General features: G+C 34.4%; 13 protein-coding genes, 1 tRNA gene and 1 pseudogene. 12 read left to right on the top strand and 3 right to left on the bottom strand.

Annotated features, from left to right (window positions below; genetic code table 11):
* Positions 1-608: 608 nt before the first annotated feature.
* Positions 609-2552 carry an ABC transporter ATP-binding protein gene (locus tag C9J37_RS13730; protein WP_107895788.1) on the bottom strand — a complete coding sequence of 648 codons (1944 nt, stop codon included), beginning with the start codon at positions 2550-2552 and terminating at the stop codon, positions 609-611.
* Positions 2553-2847: 295 nt separating this feature from the next.
* On the opposite strand from C9J37_RS13730, the gene C9J37_RS13725 reads away from it, so the two are divergent.
* The 3 genes from C9J37_RS13725 to tatC all read left to right on the top strand — a co-directional run bounded on the left by C9J37_RS13725 (position 2848) and on the right by tatC (position 4657).
* Positions 2848-3483, top strand: coding sequence for a redox-sensing transcriptional repressor Rex (locus tag C9J37_RS13725; protein WP_024363929.1), 636 nt, complete (start codon positions 2848-2850; stop codon positions 3481-3483).
* Positions 3484-3599: 116 nt separating this feature from the next.
* Entirely contained in the window at positions 3600-3815 is a 216-nt protein-coding gene (locus C9J37_RS13720; RefSeq protein ID WP_107895787.1) for a twin-arginine translocase TatA/TatE family subunit, read from the top strand.
* A 20-nt stretch (positions 3816-3835) separates the two neighbouring features.
* Positions 3836-4657, top strand: a complete 822-nt coding sequence (tatC, locus tag C9J37_RS13715; RefSeq protein ID WP_107895786.1) for a twin-arginine translocase subunit TatC — start codon at positions 3836-3838, stop codon at positions 4655-4657.
* A 38-nt stretch (positions 4658-4695) separates the two neighbouring features.
* Here tatC and C9J37_RS13710 read toward each other — a convergent pair whose 3' ends face one another.
* Positions 4696-5460, bottom strand: a complete 765-nt coding sequence (locus C9J37_RS13710) for a CPBP family intramembrane glutamic endopeptidase (RefSeq protein ID WP_107895785.1) — start codon at positions 5458-5460, stop codon at positions 4696-4698.
* 173 nt (positions 5461-5633) lie between these two features.
* On the opposite strand from C9J37_RS13710, the gene groES reads away from it, so the two are divergent.
* The gene (groES, locus tag C9J37_RS13705; protein ID WP_024363933.1) at positions 5634-5918 is read left to right on the top strand and encodes a co-chaperone GroES; all 285 of its coding nucleotides are present in this window, start codon (positions 5634-5636) and stop codon (positions 5916-5918) included.
* Between the two features lie 56 nt (positions 5919-5974).
* Positions 5975-7609, top strand: a complete 1635-nt coding sequence (groL, locus tag C9J37_RS13700) for a chaperonin GroEL (RefSeq protein WP_107895784.1) — start codon at positions 5975-5977, stop codon at positions 7607-7609.
* 79 nt (positions 7610-7688) lie between these two features.
* Here the strand turns inward: groL and C9J37_RS13695 are convergent.
* A pseudogene (locus C9J37_RS13695) lies at positions 7689-7844 on the bottom strand (site-specific integrase); the annotation flags it as partial.
* Positions 7845-8188: 344 nt separating this feature from the next.
* Between C9J37_RS13695 and C9J37_RS13690 the strand changes: the two are divergent.
* The 7 genes from C9J37_RS13690 (at position 8189) to C9J37_RS13660 (ending at position 13705) form a co-directional block, all read left to right on the top strand.
* Entirely contained in the window at positions 8189-9340 is a 1152-nt protein-coding gene (locus tag C9J37_RS13690; protein ID WP_107895783.1) for a S8 family peptidase, read from the top strand.
* Positions 9341-9503: 163 nt separating this feature from the next.
* Positions 9504-10124 (top strand): sigma-70 family RNA polymerase sigma factor, encoded by a 621-nt coding sequence (locus C9J37_RS13685; protein ID WP_107895782.1) that lies wholly within the window; start codon positions 9504-9506, stop codon positions 10122-10124.
* The gene (locus C9J37_RS13680) at positions 10124-10288 is read left to right on the top strand and encodes a YvrJ family protein (RefSeq protein ID WP_107895781.1); all 165 of its coding nucleotides are present in this window, start codon (positions 10124-10126) and stop codon (positions 10286-10288) included. Before C9J37_RS13685 ends, C9J37_RS13680 begins: the two co-directional genes overlap by 1 nt.
* Before the next feature lie 6 nt (positions 10289-10294).
* A complete protein-coding gene (locus tag C9J37_RS13675) occupies positions 10295-10531 on the top strand; it encodes a helix-turn-helix domain-containing protein (protein WP_107895780.1) in 237 nt (78 codons plus the stop codon).
* 70 nt (positions 10532-10601) lie between these two features.
* A tRNA-Cys gene (locus C9J37_RS13670) sits at positions 10602-10672 on the top strand.
* 516 nt (positions 10673-11188) lie between these two features.
* Entirely contained in the window at positions 11189-11581 is a 393-nt protein-coding gene (locus C9J37_RS13665) for a hypothetical protein (protein ID WP_107895779.1), read from the top strand.
* A gap of 63 nt (positions 11582-11644) precedes the next feature.
* A complete protein-coding gene (locus C9J37_RS13660) occupies positions 11645-13705 on the top strand; it encodes a hypothetical protein (protein WP_107895778.1) in 2061 nt (686 codons plus the stop codon).
* Positions 13706-13716 lie beyond the last annotated feature (11 nt).

The raw sequence follows: 13716 nt of genomic DNA, 5'->3' as shown, positions 1-13716 counted from the left end.
AATCTCGAATAATGTAAGAAAATATATACTTATAATAGAGAAAGAGTAATTGATGAATTTTTCAGAAAATTATCCACAGAACCTGTGAAAAAAACATGTGAAAAAACTGCGAACATTCGTACTTATGCACAATATGTGGATAACTTGTGCATAAGTTGTGATTATTCTATATATAGTAGCGTGTTTTACACAAAACTATGTGGATTAAATAATTTGAAATTGTGGACAGTGTGGAAAAGTCTGTTGATATGTTGATATTACTAGTTTTATAGTGTGTATAAAGTTGTGGGCATTTTTTGTCGAAAAATAGCACTTGACCAATATATATGAAAAATAAAGGCGAGTAAAGAAAAAAGCCATATGACAAGCATATGGCTAAAGGTGCCAGGTACTAAAATAATTCTGAAAATTATAAGGGGAAATCCACGAAGACTCCTGCGGGAACCCACAGAACGTAAGACGAAGGCATTCCGCGCGATAGCGAGGGTTGTGGCTTACGTGTGTGCCCGCGGAAAGCGAAGTGGATTTTTACGATTTAGGAGCTTATATTATGCAAGGTATTTATTTTAGCGCCAAGTACTAAAAAAATAATAATGTTACTTTACGATTTATAAAATAATATTTTCTAGTTCTTCATTTAGCTCAAGCCATTCCATTTCAATGACTTCATGTTGTTCTTTGACAGAAGCTAACTCATTTTGTAGTTGTGTAATTTTCTCATGATCTGTGAAAATGGCAGGATCACAAAGCGCTTCTTCTAAATTAGCGATTTCTGCTGTAGCCTTTTGCATGTTGACTTCTAGCTCTTCAATAGTTCTTCTAATTTGGCGTTCACGCTTTTTTGCCTCTTTATCAATTGTTGAAGTAGAGGTCTTTTCAGATGCTGTTGATTGTAGTTGTGGCTGAGAAGCTGCTTTCATTTGAGCAATTTCGTAAAGCTCCTGTTTTTTCTCAAGATAATAATCATAATCACCTAAATACTCAAAAGAACCTTCTCCAGATAGCTCAACAACTTTTGTAGCAATTCGGTTAATGAAATAACGGTCATGTGATACGAAAAGGAGTGTTCCAGGATAATCAATCAGGGCATTTTCTAGCACCTCTTTACTATCCAAATCTAAATGGTTGGTAGGCTCATCGAGAATTAAGAAATTCGCTTTTTGCATCATTAACTTTGCCAATGCCAGTCGAGCTTTCTCACCACCAGATAAAGAGTTTACCGTTTTATCGACATCTTCGCCGCTGAATAAAAAGCGACCAAGCACAGTGCGAATATCTTTTTCATTCATTAATGGCCATTCATCCCATAGTTCCTTTAAAACGCTCTTGTTGCTAGATAGTTTCGCCTGTTCTTGATCGTAATAGCCAATTTGCACATTAGTACCATAGCGGATTTCCCCTGCAAGTGGGGACAAATCTTTTACAATGGTTTTTAATAATGTGGATTTGCCCACACCGTTTGGTCCGACTAATGCGAGGCGGTCTTCACGAAAAGTGCGTAGTGTTATGCCGCTAGAAATTTGCTTGTCACCGTAGCCAACAGCTAAGGCATCAATAGAAAGCACATCATTTCCACTTTGCCGTTCAATTGTAAAACCGAAGCTAGCGGACTTTTCATCTCCTTCAGGGGAGTCCATCCATTCTGTACGTTCAAGCATTTTGCGTCGGCTTTGTGCCATTTTGGTTGTTGAGGCACGGGCAATATTTTTTTGAATAAAATCCTCAAGCTTGGCTTTCTCATCTTGCTGGCGTTCAAACATTTTCATATCGCGCTCATAGTTTTTTGCTTTCTCATCTAAATAGGCACTATAGTTGCCAGTATATTTTGTGACGCGATGGCGAGATACTTCATAGACGATAGAAACAACTTGATCTAAGAAGTAACGGTCATGGGAAACAATTAAAATAGCGCCTTCATAGCCTTTTAAATAATTTTCTAACCAAGATAGCGTTTCGATATCTAAATGGTTGGTAGGCTCATCGAGAATTAATAAATCGGGCTTGCTTAGTAGCAGCTTAGCAAGAGCTAGACGAGTTCGCTGGCCCCCTGACAAGGAGCTAATTGGTTTTTCATAATCCTCTGGGTAAAATTGCATTCCATGAAGAACGGAGCGTGTATCAGACTCGTACTGATAACCACCTGCATCTTTAAAATCATGTTGTAATTGGTCATATTCGGACATTATCTTTGTATAGATGTCAGAGTTATCGTAAACGGCCGGATCAGCCATTTGTTGTTCAAGGGAACGTAATGCTTTTTCTTGTGAAAGAAGCGGTTCGAAAATTGTCATCATTTCGTCCCAAATTGACAACGTAGAATCTAGACCAGCATGTTGTTCCAAATAGCCGACTTGTACACCTTTTGGAATGATAATATCGCCAGCATCATATGACAATTGACCAGCAATGATTTTTAGTAAAGTGGATTTACCAGCACCGTTACGTCCTACTAATGCGACACGGTCACGGTGTTGGACTTCTAGTTTTACGCCACTTAAAATTTCATCGGCAATAAAGGATTTATATAGTTGATTGACTTGTAATACAATCATTCTTGACACCTCAATTCATTCTTAGTGTAAATGATGAGGGATTTGCTTGCAATGTCAGTGCTTTACTTATTCCAAGCTGTCATGTAAGATTGAAACGATTTCTCTTTAGTTAGTGGCGTAAAAAACGCCGTTAACTAAAGGGAAATCCACCAGTGGATGTCACAGATTACCGCTTAAGCTGGAAAAAATCTGGGCGCAATTATACTGCGGTGTAATTGATTTGTATAAGCATGTTTCAAAAGAATTTTTCAAATGCACTTCGGTGGATTTGATGTGTTTATAAGGAGGAAAAAGTTTGAAACAAGAAGTGAAAATTCCACAAGCCACAACTAAAAGACTTCCTCTTTACTATCGATTTATCCAAAACTTTGCACAAGAAGGAATGGAACGTATTTCATCGAAGGAATTGAGCGAAGCGATGAAAATCGACTCTGCAACGATTCGTCGTGACTTTTCTTATTTTGGTGCGCTTGGGAAAAAAGGATATGGCTACGATGTACAACATCTATTGACATTTTTTAGTCAAACACTAGATCAGCATGAAACAACAAAAGTAGCATTAATCGGTGTGGGGAACTTAGGGAATGCCTTTTTAAAGTACAATTTCCAGAAAAATCATAATACGCATATTGTGGTGGCATTTGACTCGAAGGCACCAAAGGAAGGGAAAATGATTAGCAATATTCCTGTGTATCATCCCGATTTACTAGAAGAAAAATATGCTGAATACGGGGCAGACCTTGCTATTTTAACTGTATCTTCACGCTCTGCTCAGAAGATGGCAGATCGCTTAGCAGCAATGGACGCAAAAGGTATTTTAAACTTTACACCAGAGCGAATTACTGTACCCGATTCTATGAAATTATTAACAATAGATTTATCTGTTGAATTGCAAGCGCTCATTTATTTAATAAGAAATAGCGATAAATAATTGCATTCACAATTTTGTAAACAGTTACAATTGATGGCGTTCAATCTATCTAAATAAATTCGCCAAACGAAAAAAATTGAGTTAAAATGATATATATATAAGAGGAGGTGGCTGTAATGGTTGTGCACTTAAGTGCTATTACACCAGTTGGCCTAGTTATTATCGGTGTGGTTGCAATTTTAATTTTCGGACCAAAGAAATTACCAGAGCTAGGTAAAGCTATGGGTTCTACACTTCGCGAATTTAAAAATGCAACAAAAGGTCTAGCTGATGACGATGATGATACAAAAAAGAAAGTAATTGAACATAAAGAAAATGATAACGTTAAGTAAGTTAAGGATGTCAAGTTAATATGAATCCAAGAGAATTAACTGTTACAGAGCATTTAGTAGAACTTAGAAAACGGCTCTTAATTTGTGCTGTTTTCTTTGTTATTGCACTTATTGTGGGCTTTTATCTAGCCGAACCAATTATTAAATATATTCAATATAGTAAAGAAGCAGAGCAACTAACTTTGAATGCGTTTAATGTGACCGATCCTCTTGTCATTTACCTACAAGTGACGGTTTTTGTAGCGTTCGTTTTAAGTTCACCGTTGCTTCTTCATCAAATTTGGTTGTTTATCACACCAGGTTTACATGAGACAGAACGTAAGGCTACTTTAAAATATATTCCTTATTCGTTTATTCTATTTATAGCAGGTGCTTCATTTTCTTATTTTGTGTTGTTCCCGTATGTCATGCATTTTATGATGGGCTTATCTGCGGATTTAGAAATCAAACAAACAATAGGGATTAACGCATATTTTTCATTTTTGTTTCGCCTAGTTATGCCTTTCGGAATCGTTTTTCAGTTACCTGTTGTAACGTTATTTTTAGCACGTTTAGGTATATTAAATCCTGAATTAATGGTGAAGTTCAGAAAATATGCATATTTCGTGTTAGTTGTGATAGCGGTATTCCTTGCACCACCCGACTTTATTTCAAACGTTATTGTAGCAATTCCGCTATTTGTAATTTATGAGATTAGTATTATTATAGCGCGCAGGGGCTATCGTAAATTTTTACAAGCTGAAGCGATGCTATTAGAGGAAGAACGGATAGCAGCAGAACGTGAGCAAGTTGAACGTCTGTTAGCTGAACAGAGACGTCAAATTGAAGAATTGAATGACTAATAAAAAAAGCTGGATGTGATGACCACATCCAGCTTTTTTTATTGCATTTTTTGCAGTTCTTGTAAAAACTTTTGCAACGGTTCAGCGTTTAATTGGACAAGCGTCACAAAGCCATTTAGCATGATGTGCGCAATAATTGATGTCCATATCCGTTTTGTTTTGTGGTATAGGAAAGCAAAGATTAGACCACAAATGGTATACAACAGGATGTGTGAAAAATCGAAATGAATCAGTGCGAAGAAAATAGCACTAACAATGGCCGCCACCCAAAAGTTCGTCGTTTGAACAAGTGAGCCGAAAATAACGCGACGGAAGACAAATTCCTCTAAAATGGGACCAAAGACAACAATCGCTAAAATGGCAATGGGTGCACCTTTAGCTATCGCTACGATATCAGCAGTGTTTTGTGAGCCACCTTCGATTCCAAAAACAGCCATTTCAATAGCCGCTCCAATCATTTGACCGAAGAATACAAGGAAGAAACCTAAAATGCCCCACATAATTGTAAGCGGGATAGACTCTTTTTTACCTTGATAGACATCCCAAAACGTTTTATCGCGGGTTGTTAAAATTAAACTTAAAATCAATGCAATTGCAAAGCTGAGTGCGATATACCAGCCTTGTGTGATAGGAGCTGCTTGTTCGTGAGATAAGCCTGTTGTATTCATCACAAATTTATGGAACGGTAAAAGCAACCATCTACCTGACACTTGCATAATAATGTAAACGATTAAAACGTAAAGAGCAGTTTTTTTATGCTGAACGCCTTTTAGAGAATTATTCACAGTCAAAATCCTTTCCATTCATAAGCTTCCTTTCTATTGTAGAGGAATATGGAAAGAAAACAAAATTTTTCGAAGTTCTGGCTTGCAAAAAAAGAATGGATTGATTATCATAATAAATGTATTAGCACTCGTTGATATAGAGTGCTAATAAACTTTCAACTAATATTTAAATTAATAGGAGGTTGTTTTACTTGTTAAGACCACTAGGAGATCGTATTGTCATCGAACTAATCGAGGTAGAAGAAAAATCTGCATTTGGGATTGTACTACCAGACTCTGCAAAAGAAAAACCGCAAGAAGGTAAAGTAGTAGCAGTTGGGACAGGTCGTGTTTTAGAAAACGGACAACGTGTAGAGCTTGACGTTAAAGTTGACGACCACATTATTTTCTCTAAATACGCAGGTACAGAAGTTAAATATGAAGGCAATGAATACTTAATCTTACGCGAAAGCGATATTCTTGCAATTATTGGATAATTATTAGTATATGAATCAAGCTTAACGAATATTCCATTTCAGGAGGGTAAATTCAAATGGCAAAAGATATTAAATTCTCAGAAGAAGCTCGTTCATTAATGCTTCAAGGTGTAGATAAATTAGCAAACGCAGTGAAAGTGACATTAGGTCCTAAAGGTCGTAACGTCGTGTTAGAAAAAAAATTTGGTTCTCCATTAATTACAAATGATGGTGTAACAATTGCGAAAGAAATTGAACTTGAAAATCCATACGAAAACATGGGTGCAAAATTAGTAGCAGAAGTTGCTTCTAAAACAAATGAAATTGCTGGTGATGGTACAACGACTGCAACAGTTCTTGCACAAGCCATTATCCGTGAAGGTTTGAAAAACGTAACAGCTGGTGCAAACCCTGTTGGCATCCGTAAAGGGATTGACAAAGCGGTAGCAGCAGCACTGACAGAATTACACAGCATTTCTCGTCCGGTAAGCAACAAAGAAGAGATTGCACAAGTTGCGGCAATTTCAGCAGCAGACGACGAAGTAGGCCAACTAATTGCAGAAGCAATGGAACGTGTTGGTAATGATGGTGTTATCACAATCGAAGAATCTAAAGGTTTCACAACGGAGTTAGATGTAGTGGAAGGTATGCAATTCGATCGTGGTTATGCATCACACTATATGGTAACAGATACAGATAAAATGGAAGCCGTTCTTGAGAACCCATACATTTTAATTACAGATAAGAAAATTACAAATATCCAAGAAGTTTTACCACTATTAGAACAAGTGGTACAACAAGGTCGTCCACTTTTAATGATCGCTGAAGACGTTGAAGGTGAAGCTCTTGCAACGCTTGTTGTAAACAAACTACGCGGTACATTCAACGCTGTAGCAGTAAAAGCGCCAGGTTTCGGTGACCGTCGTAAAGCAATGCTAGAAGATATTGCAATCTTAACAGGTGGTCAAGTAATTACAGAAGAATTAGGTTTAGACCTTAAAACAGCTGATATTACATCACTAGGCCGTGCAGCGAAAGTTGTTGTAACAAAAGACAACACAACAATCGTAGAAGGTGTTGGCGGCGCAGATGCAATCGAAAGTCGCGTAGGCCAAATCCGTGCACAACTTGCTGAAACAACTTCAGAGTTCGATAAAGAAAAATTACAAGAGCGCTTAGCAAAATTAGCTGGTGGTGTAGCAGTGATTAAAGTTGGTGCTGCAACAGAAACAGAACTAAAAGAGCGTAAACTTCGCATTGAAGATGCACTGAACTCAACACGTGCAGCAGTTGAAGAAGGTATTGTATCAGGTGGTGGTACGGCACTTCTAAACGTCTATGCAGCAGTTGAAAAAGCAGCTGACGCAGTTGATGGTGATGTAGCAACTGGTGTAAAAATCGTGCTTCGTGCGTTAGAAGAGCCAGTTCGTCAAATCGCAAACAATGCAGGTCTTGAAGGTTCTATCATTGTAGACCGTTTAAAACGCGAAGAAATCGGTGTTGGTTTCAACGCAGCAACAGGCGAATGGGTAAACATGATGGAAGCAGGCGTAGTAGACCCAGCGAAAGTAACACGTTCAGCACTACAAAACGCAGCTTCTGTAGCAGCTTTATTCTTAACAACAGAAGCAGTTGTAGCAGATATTCCAGAACCAGCAGCACCAGGCATGCCTGATATGGGTGGCATGGGTGGCATGGGCGGAATGATGTAATAAGCCGTCAACCTCTTGCTTTAAAAGGGTTTGAATATAAGGAAAGTGAAATGCTTACATTTTTCTAACAAAAAGGATTTTAACGGAGGCTTCTCAAAAGTTCACTGAACTTTTGGGAGGCTTCTTTTTTCATTTCAGAGGTTACGTGAAGGTACACGCTTCTAGTCACTGCATCGTCTTGGTGACCTAAGCAATCCATGATTTCTTCAAGTCCTACTCCAGCTTCTTCAAGTAGAGATGTATGTGTGTTGCGAAGAGAATAGGGAGTGACTTCAAGATTTAAGTTTACTTTTTTATAATCTAGCCATTCTACTCTCTGCTAATTTAATCAAAATAGCATAGCCAGGATGACGTTTGAAATTACCGAATACATAACCTTCATCATAGTAGGAGCTACCAAAGCGTTCAATGAGTTTTTCCTTGTTCCTCTTTATGTTTTCTAAATGTAGAAACTATAGTTCACATGCTAGGTTAATTAACGATTTCCACAATTAATTTTACATTTTAATTTTTCTAGGTTGTGAAATTTTACATTCCTTATTCTATGTATATTACAAAGTAAACAGGAGGTGTTGGATAATGAAGGATAATGAGATTACATTATTAGCCGTGCCTAGATTTTTAGAGGAAGAGCAGATGAATGATGAGATAACTAATAATATCACTAGTATTAACGCTAAAAACTTTTGGGTGCAAGGATATAAAGGTAAGGGGGTAGTTGTTGCAATATTAGATACGGGTTGTAACAGCCACCATATAGACTTAAAGGATCGCCTTATTGGTGGGTATAATTTCACAAAAGAATTTAATGGAGATGTTACTATCTTTGATGATTTAGATGGTCATGGTACACATGTAGCTGGAATAATAGGAGCTTCATTTAATGATACAGGCATTGTAGGGGTAGCGCCCGAAGTAAGTTTACTGGTTTTAAAAGTATTGGAAAGCAATGGGGTGGGAAATGTTGATTCATTGGTAAAGGCAATTAATTACGCTATTAATTGGAGAGGTTTAAATAATGAACGTGTAGACATTATATCTATGTCATTAGGATTAAGAACATCTAAAGACAGTCTACATAATGCCATAAAACAAGCAATTAAAAGTGATATAGCAGTTGTTGTAGCATCTGGCAATGAAGGGGATGACAATTTTTTTACTGCTGAATACTCTTATCCAGCTGGTTACGAGGAAGTGATTGCAGTGGGTGCTGTAGATAAAAATAACAGAGTTGCAAATTTCTCTAATACTAATAAACAAGTTGATATTTATGCTCCAGGTGTTTCTATTAAATCTACTTTTTTAAATGGAGATTTTACAAATTTATCAGGTACTTCTATGGCCGTACCTCATGTTACAGGTGCCTTAGCGTTATTAATCAATAAGTATGAAAACTTAACAAACTCAAGGCCTACAGAATCGGACTTATTTAAGTATTTAATGCAGCACACTACTAGAGTACTAATTGGGGATTACGAAGAAGCAATCTCAATTCTTAATCTATCTATTGACGTTGGTATAGAAGATGATTCTAGTGAACAATTTGAAAACACATTAGATCAATCATTGCTATTAAAGTGTTTCTGTGAAGCTCGAAGGTCGCAAGCCTTCTTTACACAATGCTTGAAAGAAAATTCGACAGAAGATGAACGGGAATTTTTAATATCATTAATTCAAGAATCCGCTTCTGCAGCTATGCATATTAAAAATTTATGTCAACCATTTAAATGACAAAAATATAATGTTAAAATAAATAACGAACGGAAAAATGGATTAATTTTCAAAAAAATCTATAAAGAAGGATGTACGCTCTTTTTTTTAACTATAAACAAGAACATATGCTCTTTTTTTTAAATAAATAAGAACATATGTTTCCTTAAAGGGGGTTCTATGGTTGCTGAAAAATGAATGGAATGAAGAAGAAATCAAAAAATTTGAAATGGAAAATCCTGAGTTATTAAATAATGATTTGGTGATTTCTTTTCTCAGAATACCAATTAATAAAGAAATGTACATGAAAACAATTTCAAATCCTACTCCTGAGAATATGAAAGAATTAGATATATTATTTAAACATTTTTATTTTAAAATCAGATTTATTTCTCATATTTCTACAACACTTAAATTTAATTCAATAAATTACGACAAGCGATTAAAAGTTATACAGTCAAGATTTACTTCTACTTTAAACGCACCAATTAATACCGATGGAGGTGAGGAAACATTTTTAGATTTATTAGCTGCTGAAGAAAGTTATTTAATTCTTGATGAGATTGTCTTAGAAGATGAAATTAATGAACATGTAACCTGTCCATTAATGAATGATGCTTTATATTCATTAACAGAAAAACAAAAACAAATTATTAATTTAGTTTATATAAAAGGATTCAGTGATACAGAAATCGGACAGCTATTAAATATATCGCAACAAGCGGTATCAAAGACTCATAAAAAAGCATTGAAAAATATACGTGAATACATCGAAACTCATAAGGATAAAAAGGGGGGAATTTAATGCTGTTCTCAGAAACACCAGAATGGATATCGATAATCGGCAATTTTGGATTTCCTATTTCAATAACGATATATCTATTTATTAGATTCGAAAAGAAAATAGAAAATCTTGAAACAAGTATTAAACATTTGACAGAAGTTATAAAAGATTTAAGAAGGGATTGAAAATAAATGTCTAAAGAATTGGTTGCCTTAGTAGAAAAATCAAAATATGATGATACGGCTTTATTAGATGTAATACAGTTTTTTGAACCTAAATTAAAAAATTGTCTTTATCAAACACATCCGATTTATAGAGAAGACTTACGTCAGGATTTAACCATTATACTTATTAAAACAATAAAGAAATACGATGTTCATTCTGTACCGGGATTCTGGGAAATGAAAAATCGCTTTAGCAATCCATGAAAGAATACATCATTTTATTTTTTTAAGTGGTAATCTTGAAAACCTTTAAAGAAATTTATTTGTTGATCACGGTGGCATAGCCAAGGGGTAAGGCAGAGGTCTGCAAAACCTTTATCCTCGGTTCGATCCCGAGTGTCACCTTAGTTGTATTTTATAAAATAAATTTTATTTAATTTTCATAGCCCACGATGTGATTTCTAAAGTTATGGGATTTAATAAAGATAAACTAGAAAACATTTTAATTAAAAAACTAACTAAAAGCCTGAAACATCAATTTCTTATTCATTTATTACAGCTATTTTAGAAAAAGCAGCCTTAAGTTTCAACTTCACATGAATTTACATTTCAACAAGCTAACAATTCAATAATTTTATATAGAGCATGAACATTGTTAACTCAATTGTTCTGCTTTTTTTTTGAAACAAGTACTAAATAAATAATTAAGACTGGAGAGAAAGTATTATTCATATAGAGAATACGGGTATTCCTAAGGTAACAATATTCAACGAAAAAAGTAAACAAAGGAACATGAACTATAAATACTTAAAGGTTGTGAAAATCTAAGTTAGGAGTTCTATCTATATTAGAAAGAGCAGCTCTTTCTAAAACTTCTATAGGCCTATAGAAAGAATACTACTTTATACAAGGAGGATTTATATGGTTGATGTTGTGAATATAAAAAAAAATAATAAGATGAAATCAATTATCTTAGGTATTGCAGCATTTGGAGCTTTAGCATCTAGCGCCTCTGCTGCATCGTCTACAGCTCTAATAAATTATACGTCAAGTGCAGAAGGGGCCAAAGTAAATATTCACGATGGTGCTTCTCAAATGACAGTTACAAATGCTGGAGGCGGTCCTTACGGAATCTTTGGATATGCAAAAAAATACGTTGCTGTTCTTCCGGATTCAATCGTTCACAATAGCTATGCAGCAGCTGGAAAAGAAGTGAAAACAAACTTTTATCCAGATCCCTCTACTTATTACGCTGTTGCTAATACAGAATATAATACTACTGCTCTTTATGGTGCAGTAAGAATCACCGATTAATCACAAATATTCCCTTCCCCTTTTTAAGGGGAGGGTATATTACATAGTGAGGAGCTGGATATATTGAAGAAGTTAATAAATTCCGTATGTTTTTTCAGCAAGTTAAACTTTAGAAATCCAATATACATTATATCTGTCGTAATAGCTTTATTATATTTAGGAGTCATAATTTATACTTATTCCTCCTCTGAAATCACTAATCCTGGTAATATGTTGCAGTTATCTTCGTATTTGATTCAAGGATATATGCTTATTTTTATGATATTAGGATACTTTTCCATTAAAGTAGAGAGTGTAAAAGTTGCAAAAGAGTTATTCCTTACGATACCGAAAAGTTGCTATATAAAAATTGCGAGCAACTATTTATTTATACTCTTATCAAACATTGTATTCTGTATCTTTGCAATAATATTATTTATGTTAGTTTATGTGTTATCCGGATACGTTTTTTCAGATTTTTATATAGATTCTATATTCTTTGTTTTTATATATTGGTTTGTTCCTGCAGTTATAAGTTCATTAATAGGTGTACTTGTTGGCCTAACTTCAAGAAAAAAAATAAGCATCTCCATCCTATTTGGTATATGGTTACTTATTTCTCCTATGAATGTTTATTTTAGTGATAATTTATTTCGTTTACTAGGTTTCGATTATGTCCCTGGTTTTTTTCATTTAGGAGTCCCAAACCCTATAATGTCCTATCATGCTTTTAGTGGATTTGTTTTCACGAAAGAAGACTTGATAAATAAATTAAGTTGGATTGTGTTGTTACTCACAATAATTTTAATCGTTGTTGTACTGAAAAGTCATATTCAGAAGTCATTAAAGATATTGATCAATTTACTGTTAGTTGCCTTAATACTATTTGTTTCTACGAATTATATATATATGGAATCTAAAATAAATCCAACACTATTCAACCAACGGAATGCTGATGAACTAAATTATTATGCAGAAAATAGATATAATCCAATGAATATATGGTTAGATTACGATGTTGAAAAATATGATATTTATTTAGCAATCAATAAAAAATTAGATGCTGCAGTAGAGTTGTATTTTCAACAACAAGAACAGGGAATTAAATATTTTAATTTGTATCATGGGTTTAAAGTAAATAAGATTATGGACGAACTTAATAATGCAATTGATTTTAAACAAGAGGGAGACTTTATAAAAGTTAATTTAAAGGAAGAAACAAAAAAACTTAAATTCATATACAGTGGTATTTCCTCACCTTATATGGATGCAAATAATGAGTTTGCCTATTTACCATTTTACTTTGCGTGGATTCCTTTAAAAAATAATAATCCTTCGATGAAAGATACTTATAACTCAAATCATAGATTACCTACTCAGCCACAACAAGATATTGATTATGTTTTAAATTACAAAGGGAATCAAGAAGTATTTACTAACTTGGAAAAAGTTCGTGAAGGTGAATATAAAGGTGAAAGTAAAAATGGTATTTACTTAATTTATGGAGAGTTGAAATATGACCAAATAAACAATTATAAAATACTTTACCCTATAACTTGGGAAAATAGTATAAAATTCATAGATTCTTATTTAATTCAACTTGAAAAAAACATTGAGCAAATTAAAAGAATCTTCAAGATAGAAGGGGTATCACTACCGAAAAAAATACTACTAATACCAGCTATAGGAGCAAATGATATATTACCCTCTGAATTAATGTGGTATCAAGAAAAAGAACAACTAACAATTCTTATTAATCCTTATGAACATCATGATGAAACGATATTTAAACGACTTGAACATTTAATTCCATATCAAATATTAGGAGCACTTTTGTGGAAAAATAACGGTGTCATTTATCAAAATGATAATATTTCTATTCTCTTTTCTGCTTTAGCAGGACATTATCTCAATGAGAAAACAGGTGTAAAAGAACAGCGGTATTCAGAAAAAGACTATTGGTTGGGAGAAGTATTAGCTAATACCTCAGATGAAGATAAAGAGATAATTTCGGACATCTCTGCTTTGCTATCGTCAAAATCTGATTCAACTATAGAAAAAATATTGCTTGATTGGAGTAAACTTCTACAATCAGAAAAAGTCACATGGAACGACGTAAGTGAAATGGTGAAAAAATATAGATAGAGAGGAATAGA

Source organism: Lysinibacillus mangiferihumi (genome assembly GCF_003049665.1).
Classification (GTDB): domain Bacteria; phylum Bacillota; class Bacilli; order Bacillales_A; family Planococcaceae; genus Lysinibacillus; species Lysinibacillus mangiferihumi.
Note: the sequence above shows the minus strand (reverse complement) of the source record. Positions and strands in the feature narration are given on the sequence as shown.

Coding starts and splice junctions, on each gene's coding strand:
- C9J37_RS13730 (WP_107895788.1), bottom strand. CDS start 2,552: ATGATTGTATTACAAGTCAATCAACTATATAAATCCTTTATTGCCGAT.
- C9J37_RS13720 (WP_107895787.1), top strand. CDS start 3,600: ATGGTTGTGCACTTAAGTGCTATTACACCAGTTGGCCTAGTTATTATC.
- tatC (WP_107895786.1), top strand. CDS start 3,836: ATGAATCCAAGAGAATTAACTGTTACAGAGCATTTAGTAGAACTTAGA.
- C9J37_RS13710 (WP_107895785.1), bottom strand. CDS start 5,460: ATGGAAAGGATTTTGACTGTGAATAATTCTCTAAAAGGCGTTCAGCAT.
- groL (WP_107895784.1), top strand. CDS start 5,975: ATGGCAAAAGATATTAAATTCTCAGAAGAAGCTCGTTCATTAATGCTT.
- C9J37_RS13690 (WP_107895783.1), top strand. CDS start 8,189: ATGAAGGATAATGAGATTACATTATTAGCCGTGCCTAGATTTTTAGAG.
- C9J37_RS13680 (WP_107895781.1), top strand. CDS start 10,124: ATGCTGTTCTCAGAAACACCAGAATGGATATCGATAATCGGCAATTTT.
- C9J37_RS13675 (WP_107895780.1), top strand. CDS start 10,295: ATGTCTAAAGAATTGGTTGCCTTAGTAGAAAAATCAAAATATGATGAT.
- C9J37_RS13665 (WP_107895779.1), top strand. CDS start 11,189: ATGGTTGATGTTGTGAATATAAAAAAAAATAATAAGATGAAATCAATT.